Source organism: Stenotrophomonas sp. Marseille-Q5258 (assembly GCF_946900935.1).
Taxonomy (GTDB): Bacteria; Pseudomonadota; Gammaproteobacteria; order Xanthomonadales; family Xanthomonadaceae; genus Stenotrophomonas; species Stenotrophomonas nematodicola.
On sequence record NZ_CAMPPN010000002.1, the window covers coordinates 156,161 to 174,893 of the forward strand.

The window sequence follows — 18,733 nt, forward strand, 5'->3', positions numbered from 1 at the left end:
TGCCCGGACCGGGCCGTTCGTCTTTGCAGGATGCCGTTTCCGATGTCCCCATCCCTTTCCCGGTCCCGCCTGACCCGCTGGGCGCCGCTGGCGATCTCCGCCAGCCTGGCCACCGGTGCGGCCGTCGTGCTGCGCCACGTCAGCCCGTACGCGAGCAACAGCCCGCTGCCCGGTTGCCCGCTGTACGCGTTGACCGGCCTGTACTGCCCGGGCTGCGGCAGTACCCGCTGCCTCTATTCGCTGGTGCACCTGGATTGGCAGGGCGCGATGGCAATGAATCCCCTGCTGGTGATTTCGCTGCCGTTCCTGCTGCTGATGCTGCTCAACGGTGCCGGTGTGCGCATGCGTGCGCTGGACCCGCTGATGCGCGTCCTCGCCAGCCCGATGTTCTGGCTGGTGCTGCTGATCGGCTATGCCGTGCTGCGCAACCTGCCGTGGGCACCGTTCACCGCGCTTGCGCCGATCAGCTAGCCGGGCAGAGCCCGGCGCTACGGTGGGTACGGCTCATGTCACCCAGCCGGCCATCACCAGCAGCGCCAGCACAACCATCCACAGCAGCAGCATCCGCCACACCAGGCTCATCGCATCGCGCAGCTCCGGCAGGCGGCGCCAGACCGGCACCATGCCCGCATCGCTGTAGTCATGCGCATCCTCGCGCAGCTCGGCACTGACGCTGGCGCGCGCCACCGCACCGAGGAACACGGTGGACAGCGTCCATTGATGGCCGTGCGCGCTGCGCCAGGCCTTGAAGGCGGTATCGAAGTTGCCGACCAGCGCCATCGACAGCGACATCAGCTGCGCCACCGGCCATTCCAGCCACGACAGCGCCACGCGCGCGCCGGCCACGCTCTCGGCACTGGCCAGCGACCGCATCGGCCCCACCGCGATCAGGGCCAGCAGGCGATACAGCAGTGGCCCGACCGGCCCCAGCAGCAGGAACCAGAACAGCACCGCAAACCAGCGCCGCAGCGCGTTCACCACGGTCGCTTCGACCAGCGAAGACACATCCTCCTGCAGGCTGCCTCCGGCGGCCTGCAACTGCGCGATCGCCGCATGGCGGGTGTGCGCATCGTCTGCGTCGATCACCGCTTCCACGTCCCGGTCCAGGTCACGCGGGCCCCAGCACACCACCAGGACCAGCACCCCCAACAGCAGCGAGGGCAGGCCGAACAGGCGGTCGTGCAGCAGCCACTGCAGCAGCCCCAACGCCAGCAAGAACGGCAGCAGCGCGACGATGGCGCCGTAGCGGCCACGCCAGACGCCGCCGTCGGCGGCATGCGCATCCAGCCATTGCAGCCAGCGCCGGAACAGGCCGAACCGGCGCAGCGCAACCGCCGCCGAAGGCGCGACGTGGCCCAGCGCCAACGCAACCAGCACGGCTACCAGGGTGGTGAACATGTAAGCCTCCGGCTCGGGTTCTGGAACGCGCCGCTACTATGCCCTGCGCCCGGGGAATTCCCCGGGCCGTTGGTAATGTACGCCGGCACGTGTTCAGCCAGCGGCAACGCCCGGCGGGATCAGGCCACCTGCTGCCGGTACCAGTGCTCGATCAGACTGCGCGAAATGGAAATCGGCGGCGACAGGCGGATGCCCTCGCCAACGTCGTGCACGTCGCGCGCCAGGGCCGCCCCCACCTCCTCGGCCGTGAACCAGCGCGCGTCCTCCAGCTCGCCGTCCACGGTCGGTACGTCGTCCTCGGCGGTTGCGCTGAAGCCCAGCATCAAGGCGCCGGGGAACGGCCACGGCTGGGTGCCCAGGTAACGGCAGTCGCGCACGCGCACGCGGCTTTCCTCGAACACTTCGCGCACCACCGTCTGCTCCAGCGACTCGCCCGGCTCGACGAAGCCGGCCAGCACCGAATAGCGGCGCGGCGCCCAGTTGGCCTGCCGGCCCAACAGCAGGCGGCCCTGGTTTTCCACCGCCACGATCACCGCCGGGTCCACCCGCGGGTAATGCTCAGTGCTGCATTGGCCGCAACGGCCGATGAAGCCGCTGCGCGAGAAGGTGATGCCGCCGCCGCACACGCCGCAGAAGCGCGTGCGCGACTGCCAATAGGACATGCCGCGGGCATAGCAGAACGCGCTGGCATCGGCGGCCGACCAGGTCACGGCCGACTGGCGCAGGTCCACGCGCTGCGGCGCGGTGACATCCACCGCCGCCGCTTCCATCGAGAACCAGGCCTGTTGCCCGCGCAGGCCGAGGAAGATCGCCGTGCCGGGGCCACCACCGACCTGCGCACCGGTCAGCGCGAGGGGTTGGCCGTCATCGCCGGCCAGCGCGGTGCCGTCCTGGTCGAGCACGAGAATGCGCGCGTCCGGCCACAGCCGCGACAACGCATCGGCGTCATCGCGCAGCGGATCGGCGCGCTCCAACGGTTCGCTCACAAAGGCGAAACCGGAAAGCTGCGAAGGAAGTCTGGACATCCGAAGAGCCTGCCCACATTCGCCGATACTGGCAAGCGGCATCGGCACCCGGGCGCGGATTACATGCTGAAGCTGCTGCCGCACCCGCAGGTGGTTTTCGCGTTCGGATTGCGGATAACGAACTGCGCACCGGTGAGGCTTTCGGTGTAGTCCACCTCGGCGCCCATCAGATACTGCAGGCTCAACGGATCCACCAGCAGCGTAACGCCGTTGGTCTGCACGGCCAGATCGTCGTCGGCGCGGTTCTCGTCGAACTCGAACCCGTACTGGAACCCGGAACAGCCGCCGCCCTGGATGTACACCCGCAGGGCCAACGATGCGTTGTCCTCGTCCTGGATGAGTTCCTTGACCTTGGCCGCGGCGGCTTCGGTGAAGTTCATCGGACGGTCCAGCGACTGGTAGTTCGGCGCGGCGGCGGGGGCGCCGGGCAGGGAAACAAGCGTGCTCATGCCACCAGCATGGGGGTGCATGAGCACGGTTTCAAGCGCAGGCCCTTCAGGCCATCGCCTCGGCCAGCTTCCTGCGGGCGCTGCCGTCCTTGCCGTTGCCGGCCGGGGCCTCGTCGGCCGGGGGCGGCAGGGCCATCTGCGGCGCGCTGGCGTGGATCAGGCGGCCGGTCAGCTGCGCGCCGGCGTTCATTTCCACCACCTGATAGTGGATGTTGCCGGTGACCCGGGCGGTCGGGGTCAGCTCGACCCGCTCGGTGGCATGCACATCGCCGTCCAGGCGGCCGCTGATGACCACCACCTGGGCGCGGATCTCGCCCTCGATCGTGCCGTGCTCGGCCACGGTCAGGGTGGCGTTGGCCGCGCCGTCCTGGGCGATCACCTTGCCCAGGATGGTGCCTTCCACATACAGGCCACCGCTGAACTCGACGTCACCGCGGATCACCACCTGGGCGCCGATCAGGGCGTCCACCACCAGATGACCATCGCGGTTGGATTTGTTGCTTCCGAACATGAATGCTTACTCCCCTTTCGCCGGCGTCCCCGCCTGCTTCCAATCGAATACCTGGGTAACGCCCCCCGCGCTGCCCAGCGTGACCCGCACACGTTGCGGGGTGAAGTCCTTCGGCAGGATCACACTGCCGGTGAGCTGCTGGAAGTACCGGAAGGAATAGTCCTGGCCCGGCACCTTGGTGCGCTGGTGCAGCTCGTCCCAGCTGACCGTGGTCAGCTTTCCGCCCTTCACGCCTTCCACCGAGAACCGCATCTGGCCCTGGCTGATGGCGCCCCGGTTGAGGTTCTGGGTCAGCACCACGGCGTACTGCCAGGTGCCGCCGGCTTCCGGGGAGAATTCAATGGAGTGGGTGTTCAGGCCCTTGCGCTGGCTGGTGGCGCCCACCAGGCGCTCGTAGAACGCCACATCGGCGCGCAGGCCGGCAATCTCTTCGTCGCGCTCGGCCAGCGAGGCCTGTACTTCGGTGTTGGCCGCGCGGCTGATGCGGTCGGACGCCTGCAGCGTGGCCTGCCGCTGCTGCAGCTCCACCACCTGCTTCTGCAGCGTCTCGGCTCGCGCCTCGGCGGCATCGAGCTGACGACCGGGATCGCCATGCGGCGCGCCCAGCCAGCGGCCGGCCAGCACGGCCAGGACCAGGCTGAGCAGCCAGATGCCGCCCAGCACCAGCAGGCGCTTGCGGTCCTGCACGGGCGGACGGCCCGGCAGTCGGATCTGGATACGGGAAGGTGTGCGGTTGTTCATGGCTGTTTCCGCTGCGCCGCCTGTCCGGCGACACCGCCACGGCCCCTGTTGGAACGATCGACGGGCTAGTGTAAGTCAGGACGCCGCCAATTCCCCCACCCGGCGGGACAGGCGGCGGTGGCGTTCATCGTCGTCATCCCCGATAGTGTGGCCCTGTGCACATTTCGCAGCGGGAGCACGTGCCGTGACCGACGCCCATCTGTTTGTGATCGGCATCCTGCTGGCCTGGCTGGCCGGCATCCGGGTGTACCTGACCGTGTTCGGCGTCGGCCTGGCCGGGCTGCTCGGGTGGGTGGAACTGCCCCCCGCGCTGCAGGCCACCGAGTCGTACTGGGTGCTGGGGACCTCGGCGACCCTGGCCATCGCCGAGTTCTTCGCCGACAAGATTCCCGGGGTGGATTCGGCCTGGGACCTGGTCCAGACCCTGGCCAGGGTGCCGGCGGGCGCCTTCCTGGCCGCCGCGACGCTCTCGCCCAACGGTGAGCTGAGCGGCACCGCCCTGGCCGCCGGTGCCGGGGTCGCGCTGGCCAGCCACGGCCTGAAGGCCGGCACCCGCGCCCTGCTGAACACCTCGCCCGAGCCGGCCAGCAACTGGATCGCCTCGGCGGCAGAAGACACCGTGGTGGTGGGCGGCCTTGCACTGGCCCTGGCGCATCCTTGGCTGGCGCTGATCGTGGTGATCGCCTGCAGTCTGATCGGGGCGCTGATCGTGTGGTGGGTGTGGCGCGCCCTGTGGCGTGGCATGCGCTGGCTGCTCGGTCAGCCCGCCGACAAAACGGGCAGCAGCGCACATCCCGGCGTTTTGCCCCCGGGGCCAGGTGGCTGACGGCCAGGGCGACGCGCAACCAACGCGATGGTTCGTCGCATAATTGCGACGCACACTGGGAGTACCGATGGCCGTCAACGACAACGCTGCATCCGCCCGCGCCACGCGCGCCGAAACCCCGCCCGCCGATCACTGGCAGCGCTGGGTCGATGCGCCGGGCGCTTCGGCACCCCCACCGTTGCCCAGCAACGTGGTGCCGTTGATGCCTGCCGGCGGGCCGGGCGCAGCGACGCCGCCGCTGCACCCGGTCGAACCCGACGCACTGCCGCTGGCCGCCGAGGCTCCCTACCGCGTGCTGATTGTCGAGGACGACCGTTCGCAGGCGCTGTTCGCGCAGAGCGTGCTGCATGGCGCGGGCATGGAAGCACTGGTCCACGCCGATGCGGAAGGCGTGCAGCAGGCCATCGCCGAACACCGCCCCGACCTGATCCTGATGGACCTCCACCTGCCCGGCCTGGACGGCATGCGCCTGACCGCGCTGATCCGCCAGCAGCCTGGCCAGCAGCTGCTGCCGATCGTCTTCCTCAGTGGCGATCCCGACCCGGAGCGCCAGTTCGAGGTGCTGGACAGCGGCGCCGACGATTTCCTCAGCAAGCCGATCCGGCCACGTCATCTGATCGCGGCGGTATCCAACCGCATCCGCCGCGCGAGGGCACAGGCCGCCACGCTGCCGGGTGCGCACGGCGCGCCGGCCATGAACAACCCCGAGACCGGCCTGCCCACGCGCCACCACGTGATGCAGCAGTTGGCGGCGTCGCTGTCGCACCGCGACCGTGGCGGCCTGTACTTCATTGAAATCGCCAGCGCGCTGGGCCTGCGCGAGCGCTATGGCTATGCCGCGTTCGAGCGCCTGATGGTGCAGGCCGGACAACGCCTGGCCGATGCCGCCCAACCGCACCTGCTGGCACGCCTGAACGACAACAGCTTCCTGGTCCTCGCACGCGGCATCGATGAAGACGATCTGGACAGCCTGGCCCACGCGTTGCGCGAGCAGTTGTCGGCCCGCGCGTTCGTGATCCGCGACGACGAGTCGGTGCACCTGCGCGGCGTGGTCGGCCACGCCCAGCTCTCGCCCGGTTTCGCCGATGCGGGCAGCGCACTGGAAGCGGTCGAGCGCACCACGCTGCAGGCCCGCCTGCTCAGCGCCGGCATCGCCGCCTACGTGCGTCGCGAGGACGTTGCCGCACAGGAGCACCTTGCCCTGCTCGAGGGCCAGCTGGAACTGGCCTACCAGCCGATCGTGGCCGTGGCCGGGGGCAACACCGCGCAGTACCAGGTGCTGCTGCGCCTGCGCCAGGCCGACGGCACCGTTCTGGCCGCCGGCCAGGTGATCCCGGCGGCCGAAGCGGCCGGGCGCATCGCCGACCTCGACCAGCAGGTGCTCGACCATGCGCTGGGCCTGCTCGATCTGTACCGCCATGCCACCCAGCCGCTGCACCTGTTCGTGTCGCAGTCGCTGCGTACGCTGGCGCGCGACGCCTTCGCCGACTGGCTGCTCGAATCGCTGGCGCAGCGCCAGCTCCCGGGCCATGCGGTGGTGATCGATGTGCGCCTGCCCGATGCCCTGATCCACACCGTCACCCTGCAGCAGTTCTGCCTGCGCCTGAGCGCGGCCGGCGTGCGCTTCTGCCTGAGCCAGTTCGAGCCTGGCAGCGAGGCCAATGCGCTGCTTACCCAGCTGCCGATCGCGTTCGTGCGCATGGCCGCGCGCTTCTCCAGCAGCCACGCCAACCAGACGACCCGTGACGAACTGCGGGCGGCGATCGAGATGGCGCACCGTGCCGGCCTGCAGATCATCGGCCAGCAGATCGAAGACCCGCAGGCCGCCGCTGCGATGTGGATGGGCGGCGTGGACTTCATCCAGGGCAACATGGTGCAGTCGGCGGGCAGCGACCTGAACTTCGACTTCCACAACGCGGCGTTGTGATCATGGCGCCCCACGGACGGGCAACGCCATTGCAGGTGCCGGTGGCCCTGTGGATCGCCGCGATGTCCGCGGCCCTGTCGGCCACCGCCAGTGCGATGACCGTGGCCGGTGCCAACGGCCCGTGGGCCGCCATCGCAGCCGCCACCGCCGCGCTGACGCTGGGTGCGGCCATCGTCGGCGTCCATCGCTGGCGCGATGCGCAGGACCGCCTTGCCCGGTTGCAGCGCCAGAGCGACGCACTGGGCGAGGAGCGCGACCGTATCCAGCAGCGGATGCAGCAGCAGGAGCTGCTGGAGCAGGAGCTGCTCGCCGCCAAACAGGCCGCCGAAGCCGCCGCCCTGGCCAAGGGCGAGTTCCTGGCCACGATGAGCCATGAGATCCGCACCCCGCTCAACGGCATTCTGCCGATGCTGGACCTGATCGCGCGTGGCCAGCTCGGCAGCGACCAGCGGCAGATGCTGCAGACCGCCACGGCCAGCTCACAGCAGCTGCTGCGCATCGTCGACGACATCCTCGATTACTCCCGGCTGGAGGCCAACGGCCTGGACCTGGAGATCACCACCTTCAACCTGCGCGAGCTGCTGGACGGGCTGGTGCAGCTGATGCAGCGCGCGGCCGAGCCCAAAGGCCTGCGCGTCTCGCTGGAGCTGGACCCGGCAGTGCGCCTGTCGGTACGCGGCGATCCGGTGCGGCTGCGGCAGGTGCTGAGCAATCTGCTGGTCAACGCCATCAAGTTCACCGAGCGCGGCCAGATCCGGCTGCGCGTCCTGCGGCAGGGCGAAACCAACGCCCAGCACCAGTTGCGCTTCGAGGTCGTGGACAGCGGCATCGGCATCGACGAAGCCCTGCAGGCTCGCCTGTTCCAGTCCTTCAGCCAGGCCGATGCCTCCACCACCCGTCTGTACGGCGGCACCGGATTGGGGCTGGCGATCTGCAAGCGCATCATCGACCTGATGCACGGCCGCATCGGGGTCAGCTCGACGCCCGGGCGCGGCGCCACGTTCTGGTGCGAGATTCCCCTGCTCAAGGTGCTGGGCGACCTGCCCGCCGCAGGCATCACCGTCACCCGTGCCCTGCTGGTCGGTCGCGACCCGCTGCAGCGCCAGCGGCTGGAGCGCGTGCTCGAGCACCACGACATCCGCCTGCACGCGATGGAATCAGCCGCCGATGCAGTGGACGCATTGCGCGCGCCGCAGCGCCCGGGCATCGACCCGACCCTCGCATGGGTAATCGCCGATCTCGACGCGGTGCGCCACAGTGCGGCGGCGCTGCATCGCGAAGTGGTCCACGGTGTGCGTACGCCCCCCGTGAAGCTGCTGTGGTTGCACGGTCAGGAGCCACCCGGCGCCGCGTTGATGGCCCAGGCACACGCCCTGCCACGTGAGGCCGCCGACACCGCCCTGCATGCGCTGCTGCGCCCCCAGGCCGCCTCGGCACGCCCGGCGCCGCTGCTGGCCGATGCCGCGCCGGCCCCGGCCACGCCCAGCGAGTCGCCGCTCGGCCTGCGCGTGCTGCTGGTGGAGGACAACACGGTCAACCTGCTGGTCGCGCAGCGATTGTTGCAGGTGCTGGGCTGCGAAGTCAGCACCGCCCAGGACGGCGAACAGGCGCTGCGCCACCTGCACGCGCATGCCGTGGATATCGTGCTGATGGATTGCCAGATGCCGGTGCTGGACGGGTACACCGCAACCCGGCGCTGGCGCGAACATGAAGCCGGCAGCCATGCCGCGCGCCTGCCGATCGTGGCGATGACCGCCAACGCGATGGCCGGCGACCGCGAGCGCTGCCTGCAGGCCGGGATGGATGACTATCTCTCCAAGCCCATCCAGCGCGAGTCATTGCAGGCCTGCCTGCTGCGCTGGCACGCGCCGCGTGCATCGCTCGGGGACGCCGTCGTCGCCATCGCGCCGCCGGCCGACGTGCCCCAGGCCTGGGAAGATGACGCGGCGCTGTTGTCGGCCATCGCGGCCGATCCGGCCGAAGAGTCCGCCGCCCTGCCCGTCCTTGATGCTCAGGTGCTGGATGAGTTGTTGGAGGTGATCGGCGCCGGCACCGCGCAGATCATCGGCGTCTTCCTCGACGATACGCCGCCACTGATCCGCCAGTTGCAGGAAGCCTCGGTGGCAGCCGACCTGCCCGAACTGCGCGCGCTCGCGCACAGCCTCAAGTCGGCCAGCGCCAATGTGGGTGCACTGGCGCTGTCGGCGGCCGCGCGCCGGATCGAACACGACGCACGCGCCGGCACGCTGGAGCGCCCGGCCGTGGCCGTGGCGCTGCTCATCGCGGAATTCGCCCGCGCCCGCATCGCGCTGGGCGGGTATCTGGCCCGCCTGCACGCTCCCCAGGGTCACTGAGGCGCGTGCCGCCGGCAGCTCAGTCCTCGATCTTGGTCAGCAGGTAGTTCGGCTCACCAATGCGGTCGATCAGATCCAGCTGGGTTTCCAGCCAGTCGATGTGCTCTTCCTCGGATTCGAGGATCTTCACGAACAGCTGGCGGCTCACGTAGTCGGCGATCGAATCGGCATACGCCACCGCCTCGCGCAGCGTGACCACGCCATCGCGCTCCAGCGCCAGGTCGCACTGCAGGATCTCGCGCGGGTTCTCGCCGATGCGCAGCTTGCCCAGCGCCTGGAAGTTCGGCAGCCCTTCGAGGAAGAGGATGCGGTCGGACAGGATGTCCGCGTGCTTCATCTCTTCGATCGATTCCTTGTACTCGTGGTCGGCCAGCTCCTTCAGGCCCCAGTTCTTCAGCATCTTGGCGTGCAGAAAGTACTGGTTGATCGCGGTCAGCTCGTTGTAGAGGACCTTGTTGAGGAATTCGATGACCTTGGCGTCGCCCTTCATGAGCGTGCTCCTGCTACGTGGAAACGCGCGCACTGTAGCGCTTCGCGGCGACTCATGAAGGAACGCGAATCAACCCCAGTTGCGCGGGCGTGGGTGCGGCGTGGAGAAGGTGCGTGAGGAGCCAGGCCTCGGCCTGGCGGACGCGGTCAGGCGACCTGCGCCAGACCCAGTACCGGCAGCGGCAGGTCGTGGGTGGCCCGGGCCTTGGCCAGCAGGTCCGCCGCCATGTCCAGGCAGGAACCGCAGGTGGCGCCGCAGCCAGTGCGCATGGTCAGTTCGGACACGCTGGCGACACCGCTATGGGCGGCTTCGCGGATCTGGTGGTCGGTTACCCCATTGCAGATGCAGACGTACACGTGCGGACTCGGCAGGCAGGCCGGGATGGCCTGCCGCCATTCCAATCGAAACGAGAATGGTTGTCAATTTCGAAGCTGAATCATTCTCGATACGGTTCAGTGTACCGGGTCAGGCCCCGGGCTCGCCCTTGGCCTTGCGCGGCCAGTAGCCCCGCTTCGGCAACCGCTTGCGGGGCCGGTCATGGCCCGCCGCATTGCCCGGCATCCAGGCCTCCTGTGCGGTCTTGGGCATCGATTCCACCCCGGTCCCTGCCACTCCCCGCGCGAGGGGCGCCAGGTGCCGCAGCGCGCGCGCATAGACGCCCCGCTTGAACATCACCACGTGCTCGACCGGGTACCAGAAATCCACCCACCGCCACTGATCGAACTCGGGGCTGTCGGTGTGGTCCAGCTTCACATGGGATTCGTCGCCGGCCAGGCGCAGCAGGAACCAGACCTGCTTCTGGCCGATGCAGACCTGACGTTCATTGCGGCGGATGGCCCGTGCCGGCAACCGATAGCGAAGCCACCCTGGCGTGGCACCAAGCACTTCGACGTGCTCGGGCAACAACCCGGTTTCTTCCTGCAACTCGCGATACATGGCTTCCACCGGCGTCTCATCGGTATTCATGCCGCCCTGCGGGAACTGCCAGCCATCCCGGCGCACACGTCGTGCCCAGAACACCTGCCCGTCCTGCCGCATCAGCACGATGCCGACGTTCGGTCGATAGCCGTCCGGATCGATCACGATGCGGACTCCTAGAAAAATCTACTGGCCGGGACTGTGCCACGGCGGCTGCCCACTCACAAGCACGGTGAAAAAGTGTTGACAGATTCCGAATACATCTCCAGAATTACCGGCTCCCTAGGCTATGTAGCTCAGCCGGTTAGAGCACAGCACTCATAATGCTGGGGTCGGTGGTTCGAGTCCACCCATAGCCACCAAGCTCTGCTTGGTTTTGTAGGGAAAAAGTGCAATACTTGCACGCACATATTGCCCCGTCGCCAAGCGGTAAGGCACCTGACTCTGACTCAGGCATTCGGTGGTTCGAATCCATCCGGGGCAGCCAAATATGACAAAAGGCCTGATCGAAAGATCAGGCCTTTTGTTTTGTGCGCATTGAATGGGCAATATCGGCAGCACGTTCCGGTTGCCGCCCGCGACCGGCGCATCATGGACATCGAAGGCAACCCCTGGCGGCTGGCCAGCGACCCGCACCCCCCGTCATCCAGAACGACAAAAGCCCGGCCGAAGCCGGGCTTTTGCTTTTCCCAGGGGGATCCCGAGGGATCCCACACCAGGCGCGATGGATCAGCGCTTGGAGAACTGGGTGGCGCGACGTGCCTTGTGCAGGCCGACCTTCTTACGCTCGACTTCACGGGCGTCACGGGTCATGAAGCCAGCCTTGCGCAGCTCGGACTTCAGGGTTTCGTCGTACTCGACCAGCGCGCGGGCGATGCCCAGGCGGATCGCACCGGCCTGGCCGGTGGTGCCGCCGCCAGCGGCGGTGACCATGATGTCGAACGATTCGGTGTTCTTGGTCAGTTCCAGCGGCTGACGCACGATCATGCGTGCAGTCTCACGGCCAAAGAACTCGTCCAGCGGACGGCCATTGACGGTGATGTTGCCGGCGCCCTTGCGCAGGAACACGCGGGCGGTGGAGGACTTGCGGCGGCCGGTGCCGTAGTTTTGCGTGATAGCCATGATTAGATATCCAGAACCTGAGGCTGCTGAGCGGCGTGCGGGTGCTCGGAACCCGAGTACACCTTGAGCTTGCGGTACATGGCGCGGCCCAGCGGGCCCTTCGGCAGCATGCCCTTGACGGCGGTCTCGATGACACGCTCCGGGTGGCGCTCCAGCGCCTGGGCCAGAGTTTCGGTCTTCAGGTTGCCGATGTAGCCAGTGAAGCGGTGGTACAGCTTGTCCTGCAGCTTGTTGCCGGTGACGGCAATCTTTTCTGCATTGATGACAACCAGGTAATCACCGGTATCAACGTGAGGGGTGTAAACCGGCTTGTGCTTGCCGCGCAGACGGCGGGCCAGTTCGGTGGACAGACGGCCAAGCGTCTTGCCGGAAGCGTCGACGAGATACCAGTCGCGCTGGACGGTCTCGGACTTTGCAGTGAAAGTGCTCATGAAAGAACTCAAGTAGGTCGGGCTCATTGCGGCGCTGAACGGCCGGAACTCTGCCACGCGTTGTGAAGAGGCGGGATTGTACTGGCCCTTCCTGCCACATGCAAGCCGCCCCGCCACGCGGCTTGGCACATCGGCCCCAGGGGGCGAGAATCAACCACCCCCGCCGCGACGCCTCTCCCCCGCATGACCGCGATCCGCCAGACCACCCCGCTCGACCACCTGCTCACCGAAGCCCAACGCGCGCTGGACACGGTGTTCGGCAATCCGCCGGCCAGCCGCCCGTATCCGGCCGCGGCGACCCCGGACGTGCAGATGGACGACCGCGAGCGCCGGCATGCCGCCGGCCTGATGCGGATCAACCATGTCGGCGAGGTCTGCGCCCAGGGCCTGTATTTCGGCCAGGCGGCCGTCGCCCGCGAGGCGCAGACCCGCGCCCACCTGCTGGACGCCGCCCAGGAAGAGACCGACCACCTGGCCTGGTGCGCGCAGCGCCTGCGCGAGCTGGACAGTCGTCCCAGCCTGTTCAACCCGATCTGGTACGCCGGCAGCTACACCATCGGCACCCTGGCCGGCCTGCGTGGGGACGGCTGGAACCTGGGCTTCGTGGTGGAGACCGAGCGCCAGGTGGAAGCGCACCTGGACGAACACCTGGACACCCTGCCGCCGGCAGACCTGCGCAGCCGCGAGATCCTCAAGGTGATGAAAATCGACGAGGCCCGCCATGCCGACCACGCCGAGCATGCCGGCGCCCGCACGCTGCCCCCGCCGATTCCGGGCGTGATGGCGCTGGCATCCAAGGTCATGAAGACCATCGCCTACCGGCTGTAAGGCCCCTCGGCAGCGGCCTGGCGCCGGTGGGGCGACCTCAGCCGGAAACGAGCTTCAGGCCGATCACGCCGGCCACGATCAGGCCGATGCAGGCCAGGCGCGGCAGCGACGCGCTGTCGCCGAACAGGAAAATACCCAGCGTGGCCACGCCCAGCGCGCCGATGCCGGTCCAGATCGCATAGCCGGTGCCGACCGGGATGGTCCGCAGCGCCTGGGTCAGCAGATACAGGCTGATCGCCGCCGAAATGATGGTGGCCACGGTCGGCCAGGGCTTGGTGAAGCCATCGCTGTACTTCAGGCCCAGGGCGAACCCGATTTCAAACAGGCCGGCCAGCAGCAGATAGATCCAGGGCATGGGGGTACTCCTCATCATGAACAGAACAGATACCGGTCGCCCCGCGAGGCGGCCGTAAAAACGCACAACGGCCCGGTGTTTTCACACCGGACCGTCGTCGGGTTGCATCCGTGGAACACGAATCTGCGCAGATCCGGATGTTCCACAGGGCGGGCCGTCCCGCCTTCTGCGGCGCGTCCGGGGACTCCCCGGACGCGGTCGCTGGGTCTTACTCGGACAGATTGCGGCCGTGGAACAGCTCTTCGATCTCGCGCTTGAGCAGCGCTTCGATCTTCATGCGTTCCTTGAACGAGATGTTCTTGGCCTTTTCCTCGAACAGGTACTGGTCCAGGTCGAAGTCCTTCAGGTGCATCTTCGTGTGGAAGATGTTTTCCTGGTAGACGTTGACGTCGAACATCTCGTAACGCGACTTGATGTTCTTGGCCAGGAAGTTCTGGATCGAGTTGATCTTGTGATCGATGTAGTGCTTCTTGCCCTTCACGTCACGGGTGAAGCCACGCACGCGGTAGTCCATGATCACGATGTCCGATTCCAGACTCTCGATCAGGTAGTTCAGCGCCTTCAGCGGCGAAATGACGCCACAGGTAGCCACATCGATGTCCGCGCGGAACGTGGCGATGCCCTCCTGCGGATGCGTTTCCGGGTACGTATGGACGGTGATGTGGCTCTTGTCCATATGCGCGACCACGGCGTCGGAGATCAGCTCCTTGCCGGCCAGCTTCTTGTCGATCACCGGTTCTTCGGAGATCAGGATCGTCACCGACGCGCCCTGCGGATCGTAGTCCTGGCGCGCGACGTTGAGGATGTTGGCGCCGATGATCTCGGCGACATCGGTCAAGATCTGAGTAAGCCTATCGGCGTTGTACTCTTCATCAATGTATTCGATGTAACGCTGACGCTCTTCTTCGGTGCGCGCGTAACACACGTCATAGATGTTGAAGCTCAGCGCCTTGGTGAGGTTGTTGAAACCCTGCAACCTCAGGCGAGGCAACGGCTTGACCACGGCGGTCGATCCTGTGTGTGGTGGGAAAGGGACAATTATGGGGCAAAGTGATCGGGGGCGAAACTTGCATTGAAAGGTTTGCCTGTGCTTTGTTTGCCCTTAACAATTGTGATCGTTAAGCTGCCGGGACATAGCCGTGAATTGTTCATGAGCAAAGGGAGCGCCGTAACGTGTCATCTGTGCGCCTTGCCACAAGTCCATTGGCCCTGGATATCGCCACCATCGACCGCTTTCTGGCCCACAGCCATCGCCGTCGCTACCCTGCCCGCACGGACGTCTTCCGGCCGGGGGACCCCGCAGGCACCCTTTATTACGTGATCAGCGGCTCTGTTTCTATAATTGCCGAGGAAGATGACGACCGTGAGCTGGTCCTGGGCTATTTCGGCTCCGGGGAGTTCGTGGGGGAAATGGGCCTGTTCGTGGAATCGGACCGGCGCGAGGTCATCCTGCGCACCCGGACCCCGTGCGAACTGGCCGAAATCAGCTACGAGCGCCTCCACCAGCTGTTCCTGGGCCCGCTGTCCACCGATGCGCCGCGGCTGCTGTATGCCATCGGCCAGCAGATCTCCAAGCGCCTGCTCGACACCAGCCGCAAGGCCAGCCGCCTGGCGTTCCTGGACGTGACCGACCGCATCGTGCGCACCCTTCACGACCTGTCCCGCGAGCCGGAGGCCATGAGCCACCCGCAAGGCACCCAGCTGCGCGTCTCGCGCCAGGAACTGGCACGCCTGGTCGGCTGCTCGCGTGAAATGGCCGGCCGCGTGCTCAAGAAGCTGCAGAGCGACGGGCTCCTTCACGCCCGCGGCAAGACGGTCGTCCTCTACGGCACCCGATGAGCCCGGCAGACGCCGGGTGCCGGCCCGCAGCCGGCACTACCGCACCTTTCACCCGTTCAGGCTAGGCTGGGCGGATGGAGCCTGGCAGCGAATTCTATTGGTTCATCCTGATCGGCCTCGGCGCGCAGCTGGTCGACGGCGCCCTGGGCATGGCCTTCGGGCTGGTGTCCTCCTCGGTCCTGCTCAGCATGGGCCTGCCACCGGCTGCGGTCAGCGCCAGCATCCATACCGCCGAAGTCTTCACCACCGGGGCGTCCGGGGTCTCCCACCTGGTGGCAGGCAACGTGGATCGCCGGCTGTTCCTGCGCCTGGCGCTGCCCGGTGCGGTCGGCGGCGTGCTCGGTGCCTATGTGCTGACCCAGCTCCCCGGAGACGTGATCCGCCCGTTCATCTATGCCTACCTGCTGGTGTTGGCGATCTTCATCCTGCTGCGCGCAGCCGGGCGGCTGATGCCGACACGGGAGGTCAAGCGCGTGCCGGTGCTGGGCTTTGTGGCCGGCCTGCTGGATGCCAGCGGCGGCGGCGGCTGGGGGCCGGTGGCCACCTCCACCCTGCTGGCCCGCGGGGGCCAGGCCCGCACCACGATCGGCACGGTCAACGCGGCCGAGTTCGTGGTCACCCTGGCGGTGTCGATCACCTTCCTGCTCTCGATGGGCCTGCAGTACCTGAACATCGTCGCCGGCCTGCTGGTCGGCGGCATGATGGCCGCGCCAGTCGCGGCGCTGCTGGTGAAGAAGGTCAAGGAGCGCTGGGTGCTGGTGGCGGTGGGCGTGCTGGTGCTGGCGATCAGCCTGTTCCAGATCGGCCACGCCGTGCATGGCTGGTGGAGCAGCCAGTAGTGCCGGCCAGTGGCCGGCACTACGCATCAGGGCGTGTCGCCGCCCCTGTCCACGCAGCCCCAGTTGAGGATGCGGGTCCCCGGCTTCAACACGCGGCGGAAGAACGCCACCTTGGCATGCTTGGGGTTCACCACGACAGGATCCTTCGCCGCCAGCAGCAGCGGCAGGTCCGCCGTGCTGTCCGAATAAGCCACGTCGATGTCGCCGTAGCCCCGCTCGCGCAGCATCCGCATCTTTTCCTCGTTGTGGCAGTGGCGCGTCGCACCGACTGCGCCCAGGCGCGGCCCGACTTCGCTGCCGATCACCGGCACGCCCTGGTGGGCGACGAAGGCCAGGATCGCGCGCGCCAGTTCCGGTGGGGCGCCGGTAGCCACCACCACGCGATCGCCATTGGCACGGTGCCGGGCGAACACGTCCAGCGCCTTCGGCAGCAGCTTGGCGCGCAGTTCGGGCTCATGCTTGAGCACGTAGGCGTCGATCACGCGGTTGAACTCGCGTGCGCGGTGCAGGCCGAACGTGGCGATCCACACATACACCGAGATGCCGGCACGCCGGGTCGGCAGCATGGCCACCAGCGGCCCGGCGATCGGCGTGACCAGCAGCGCGGCCAGCAGCCGCAGCGGGTTGCGCTTGATCAGCGAGGCGAACAGGTGGCTGCCCGAATCGCCGTCGTACAGGGTGTGATCGAAATCGAAGACCACCAGCGGGGCGTCGTCGCGCGGCGTTGGGTAGATCGCAGTCATGCGCTGAAGAATAGCTGACGCAGGCCCTCGCCGGGCTCTTCGACGCGCATGAAGGCTTCGCCGACCAGGAAGGCGTGGATACCCGCCTCGCGCATCACCCGCACGTCATCCGTGCCGAGAATGCCGCTCTCGGTGACCAGCAGGCGGTCGCGCGGCACGGCCTGGCGCATGTCCAGGGTGGTCTGCAGCGACACCTCAAAGGTGCGCAGATTGCGGTTGTTGATGCCCACCAGCGGCACCGGCACCTGGAGGGCGCGCTCGAGTTCATCGATGTCGTGCACTTCCACCAGCACATCCATGCCCAGCTGCATGGCCAGGTCGGACAGCTCGGCCAGCTGGCGGTCGTCCAGCGCGGCCACGATCAGCAGGATGCAGTCGGCGCCGAGCACGCGCGCCTCGTACACCTGGTAGGGGTCGATCACGAAGTCCTTGCGCAGCACCGGCAGCGTGCAGGCCTCACGGGCCTGCTGCAGGTAGGCGTCGGCACCCTGGAAGAAGTCCACATCGGTCAAGACCGACAGGCAGCTGGCACCGCCGAACTCGTAGCTCACCGCGATGTCGGCCGGATGGAAGTCCGGGCGGATCACGCCCTTGGAGGGGCTGGCCTTCTTGATCTCGGCGATCACCGCCGGGTTGCCCGCAGCGATCGAGGCACGCAGGGCATCGGCGAAGCCGCGCACCGGCGGGGCCTGCTCCAGGCGGGCGATCAGCGCCTCCAGCGGCACCTGGGCACGGCGCGCGGCGACTTCGTCGGCCTTGCGGGCCAGGATGGTGTCGAGGATGTCGCTCTTGTCGCTCATGTCGGTCGGGGTCCTTCAGGCCGGCCATTATCGGCCAGGCGCGGGCAATGCGTGAAACAGGGAGCGAAAACGGCTCAGCCGCCGGCGCGGATGCGGTGGGTGGCCTCGACGTACTGCTGCATGCGCAGCCGCGCACTGCCATCGGCAATGACCGCCCGCGCGCGGGCCAGGCCGTCGGCGATGCTGTTGGCCACGCCGGCCACGTACAGCGCCGCACCGGCGTTGAGCGCCACGATGTCCAGCGCCGGGCCCGGCTGGTTGTCCAGTACCCCGCGCAGCATCGCGATCGATTCGGCCGGGTCGGCCACCTTGAGGTTGCGGCTGGCCGACATGGCGATGCCGAAGTCTTCGGGATGGATCTCGTACTCGCGCACCTTGCCGTCGCGCAGCTCGCCCACCAGCGTGCCGGCACCGAGCGAGATCTCGTCCATGTTGTCGCGGCCCCACACCACCAGCGCGCGTTCGGCGCCGAGCTCGCGCAGGACGCGCGCCTGGATACCGACCAGATCGGGATGGAACACGCCCATCAGCACATTGGTGGCACCGACCGGGTTGGTCAGCGGGCCGAGGATGTTGAAGATGGTGCGCACGCCCATTTCGCGGCGCACCGGCGCGACCAGCTTCATGGCCGGGTGGTGCATCGGCGCGAACATGAAGCCGATGCCGGTATCGCTGATCGCACGGGCCACTTCTTCCGGGCGCAGTTCGATGATCGCGCCCAGCGCCTCGACCGCGTCTGCGCTGCCGGACTTGGACGACACGCTGCGGTTGCCGTGCTTGGCCACCTTGGCCCCGGCGGCGGCCACCACGAACATCGCGCAGGTGGAGATGTTGAACGTGTGCGAGCCGTCGCCGCCGGTCCCGACGATGTCGATCAGGTGGGTGCGGTCCTCGACCGGCACCGCCAGTGCCAGCTCGCGCATCACCGTGGCCGCACCGGCGATCTCACCGACGGTTTCCTTCTTGACCCGCAGGCCGGTGAGGATCGCCGCGGTCATCACCGGCGACACCTCGCCACGCATCACCTGGCGCATCAGATCGACCATTTCGTCGAAGAAGATTTCGCGGTGCTCGATGGTGCGCTGCAGGGCTTCCTGGGGGGAGAAGGTCATGTGGGGTCCTTTGCGGTGCGGGGGC

General features: G+C 67.6%; 22 protein-coding genes and 2 tRNA genes. 9 read left to right on the plus strand and 15 right to left on the minus strand.

Annotated elements, in window-relative coordinates:
* Positions 1-42 precede the first annotated feature (42 nt).
* Complete coding sequence (locus OC534_RS01915) at positions 43-471, plus strand: DUF2752 domain-containing protein (RefSeq protein WP_026070527.1); 429 nt, start codon at positions 43-45, stop codon at positions 469-471.
* Positions 472-504: 33 nt separating this feature from the next.
* On the opposite strand, the gene ampE is transcribed toward OC534_RS01915, so the two are convergent.
* The 5 genes from ampE to OC534_RS01940 all read right to left on the minus strand — a co-directional run bounded on the left by ampE (position 505) and on the right by OC534_RS01940 (position 4,124).
* Positions 505-1,398: a regulatory signaling modulator protein AmpE gene (gene ampE, locus OC534_RS01920; RefSeq protein ID WP_262071282.1), complete on the minus strand. Its 894-nt coding sequence runs from the start codon at positions 1,396-1,398 to the stop codon at positions 505-507.
* A 119-nt stretch (positions 1,399-1,517) separates the two neighbouring features.
* Positions 1,518-2,423 carry an NAD(+) diphosphatase gene (gene nudC / locus OC534_RS01925; protein WP_262071283.1) on the minus strand — a complete coding sequence of 302 codons (906 nt, stop codon included), beginning with the start codon at positions 2,421-2,423 and terminating at the stop codon, positions 1,518-1,520.
* Between the two features lie 59 nt (positions 2,424-2,482).
* Entirely contained in the window at positions 2,483-2,872 is a 390-nt protein-coding gene (gene erpA / locus OC534_RS01930) for an iron-sulfur cluster insertion protein ErpA (RefSeq protein WP_017354558.1), read from the minus strand.
* Between the two features lie 46 nt (positions 2,873-2,918).
* Positions 2,919-3,383 carry a polymer-forming cytoskeletal protein gene (locus tag OC534_RS01935; protein ID WP_017354557.1) on the minus strand — a complete coding sequence of 155 codons (465 nt, stop codon included), beginning with the start codon at positions 3,381-3,383 and terminating at the stop codon, positions 2,919-2,921.
* A 6-nt stretch (positions 3,384-3,389) separates the two neighbouring features.
* Entirely contained in the window at positions 3,390-4,124 is a 735-nt protein-coding gene (locus OC534_RS01940; RefSeq protein WP_017354556.1) for a DUF6776 family protein, read from the minus strand.
* Between the two features lie 184 nt (positions 4,125-4,308).
* Here OC534_RS01940 and OC534_RS01945 point away from each other — a divergent pair, with 184 nt between their 5' ends.
* The 3 genes from OC534_RS01945 (at position 4,309) to OC534_RS01955 (ending at position 9,231) form a co-directional block, all read left to right on the plus strand.
* Positions 4,309-4,950, plus strand: a complete 642-nt coding sequence (locus tag OC534_RS01945; protein ID WP_017354555.1) for a DUF4126 domain-containing protein — start codon at positions 4,309-4,311, stop codon at positions 4,948-4,950.
* Between the two features lie 67 nt (positions 4,951-5,017).
* Positions 5,018-6,877 (plus strand): EAL domain-containing response regulator, encoded by a 1,860-nt coding sequence (locus OC534_RS01950; RefSeq protein WP_017354554.1) that lies wholly within the window; start codon positions 5,018-5,020, stop codon positions 6,875-6,877.
* A 2-nt stretch (positions 6,878-6,879) separates the two neighbouring features.
* The gene (locus OC534_RS01955) at positions 6,880-9,231 is read left to right on the plus strand and encodes an ATP-binding protein (RefSeq protein WP_206147353.1); all 2,352 of its coding nucleotides are present in this window, start codon (positions 6,880-6,882) and stop codon (positions 9,229-9,231) included.
* A gap of 19 nt (positions 9,232-9,250) precedes the next feature.
* Here the strand turns inward: OC534_RS01955 and bfr are convergent, their stop codons facing one another.
* The 3 genes from bfr to OC534_RS01970 all read right to left on the minus strand — a co-directional run bounded on the left by bfr (position 9,251) and on the right by OC534_RS01970 (position 10,804).
* The gene (gene bfr / locus OC534_RS01960; RefSeq protein WP_017354552.1) at positions 9,251-9,721 is read right to left on the minus strand and encodes a bacterioferritin; all 471 of its coding nucleotides are present in this window, start codon (positions 9,719-9,721) and stop codon (positions 9,251-9,253) included.
* Between the two features lie 146 nt (positions 9,722-9,867).
* Positions 9,868-10,077, minus strand: a complete 210-nt coding sequence (locus tag OC534_RS01965; protein WP_026070525.1) for a bacterioferritin-associated ferredoxin — start codon at positions 10,075-10,077, stop codon at positions 9,868-9,870.
* Positions 10,078-10,186: 109 nt separating this feature from the next.
* Positions 10,187-10,804, minus strand: a complete 618-nt coding sequence (locus OC534_RS01970) for an RNA pyrophosphohydrolase (RefSeq protein ID WP_017354550.1) — start codon at positions 10,802-10,804, stop codon at positions 10,187-10,189.
* A gap of 120 nt (positions 10,805-10,924) precedes the next feature.
* Between OC534_RS01970 and OC534_RS01975 the strand changes: the two genes are divergently transcribed.
* Both OC534_RS01975 and OC534_RS01980 read left to right on the plus strand, forming a co-directional pair.
* Positions 10,925-11,001, plus strand: a tRNA-Met gene (locus OC534_RS01975).
* A 50-nt stretch (positions 11,002-11,051) separates the two neighbouring features.
* A tRNA-Gln gene (locus OC534_RS01980) sits at positions 11,052-11,126 on the plus strand.
* 242 nt (positions 11,127-11,368) lie between these two features.
* On the opposite strand, the gene rpsI is transcribed toward OC534_RS01980, so the two are convergent.
* Positions 11,369-11,761, minus strand: coding sequence for a 30S ribosomal protein S9 (gene rpsI / locus OC534_RS01985; RefSeq protein WP_017354549.1), 393 nt, complete (start codon positions 11,759-11,761; stop codon positions 11,369-11,371).
* Between the two features lie 2 nt (positions 11,762-11,763).
* Positions 11,764-12,192, minus strand: a complete 429-nt coding sequence (gene rplM / locus OC534_RS01990; protein WP_017354548.1) for a 50S ribosomal protein L13 — start codon at positions 12,190-12,192, stop codon at positions 11,764-11,766.
* A gap of 183 nt (positions 12,193-12,375) precedes the next feature.
* On the opposite strand from rplM, the gene coq7 reads away from it, so the two are divergent.
* Complete coding sequence (coq7, locus tag OC534_RS01995) at positions 12,376-13,020, plus strand: 2-polyprenyl-3-methyl-6-methoxy-1,4-benzoquinone monooxygenase (RefSeq protein ID WP_017354547.1); 645 nt, start codon at positions 12,376-12,378, stop codon at positions 13,018-13,020.
* Positions 13,021-13,057: 37 nt separating this feature from the next.
* Here the strand turns inward: coq7 and OC534_RS02000 are convergent, their stop codons facing one another.
* Both OC534_RS02000 and speD read right to left on the minus strand, forming a co-directional pair.
* A complete protein-coding gene (locus OC534_RS02000; RefSeq protein WP_136004601.1) occupies positions 13,058-13,375 on the minus strand; it encodes a multidrug efflux SMR transporter in 318 nt (105 codons plus the stop codon).
* Positions 13,376-13,583: 208 nt separating this feature from the next.
* Entirely contained in the window at positions 13,584-14,378 is a 795-nt protein-coding gene (speD, locus tag OC534_RS02005) for an adenosylmethionine decarboxylase (RefSeq protein WP_017354544.1), read from the minus strand.
* Positions 14,379-14,548: 170 nt separating this feature from the next.
* Here speD and crp point away from each other — a divergent pair, with 170 nt between their 5' ends.
* Both crp and OC534_RS02015 read left to right on the plus strand, forming a co-directional pair.
* Entirely contained in the window at positions 14,549-15,214 is a 666-nt protein-coding gene (crp, locus tag OC534_RS02010; RefSeq protein ID WP_017354543.1) for a cAMP-activated global transcriptional regulator CRP, read from the plus strand.
* Positions 15,215-15,288: 74 nt separating this feature from the next.
* Positions 15,289-16,053 carry a sulfite exporter TauE/SafE family protein gene (locus OC534_RS02015; protein ID WP_262071285.1) on the plus strand — a complete coding sequence of 255 codons (765 nt, stop codon included), beginning with the start codon at positions 15,289-15,291 and terminating at the stop codon, positions 16,051-16,053.
* Between the two features lie 26 nt (positions 16,054-16,079).
* On the opposite strand, the gene OC534_RS02020 is transcribed toward OC534_RS02015, so the two are convergent.
* The 3 genes from OC534_RS02020 to trpD all read right to left on the minus strand — a co-directional run bounded on the left by OC534_RS02020 (position 16,080) and on the right by trpD (position 18,708).
* Positions 16,080-16,796 (minus strand): haloacid dehalogenase-like hydrolase, encoded by a 717-nt coding sequence (locus tag OC534_RS02020; protein WP_262071286.1) that lies wholly within the window; start codon positions 16,794-16,796, stop codon positions 16,080-16,082.
* Positions 16,793-17,596, minus strand: coding sequence for an indole-3-glycerol phosphate synthase TrpC (trpC, locus tag OC534_RS02025; RefSeq protein ID WP_262071287.1), 804 nt, complete (start codon positions 17,594-17,596; stop codon positions 16,793-16,795). Before trpC ends, OC534_RS02020 begins: the two co-directional genes overlap by 4 nt.
* Positions 17,597-17,670: 74 nt before the next feature.
* Entirely contained in the window at positions 17,671-18,708 is a 1,038-nt protein-coding gene (trpD, locus tag OC534_RS02030) for an anthranilate phosphoribosyltransferase (RefSeq protein WP_262071288.1), read from the minus strand.
* Between the last annotated feature and the right edge of the window lie 25 nt (positions 18,709-18,733).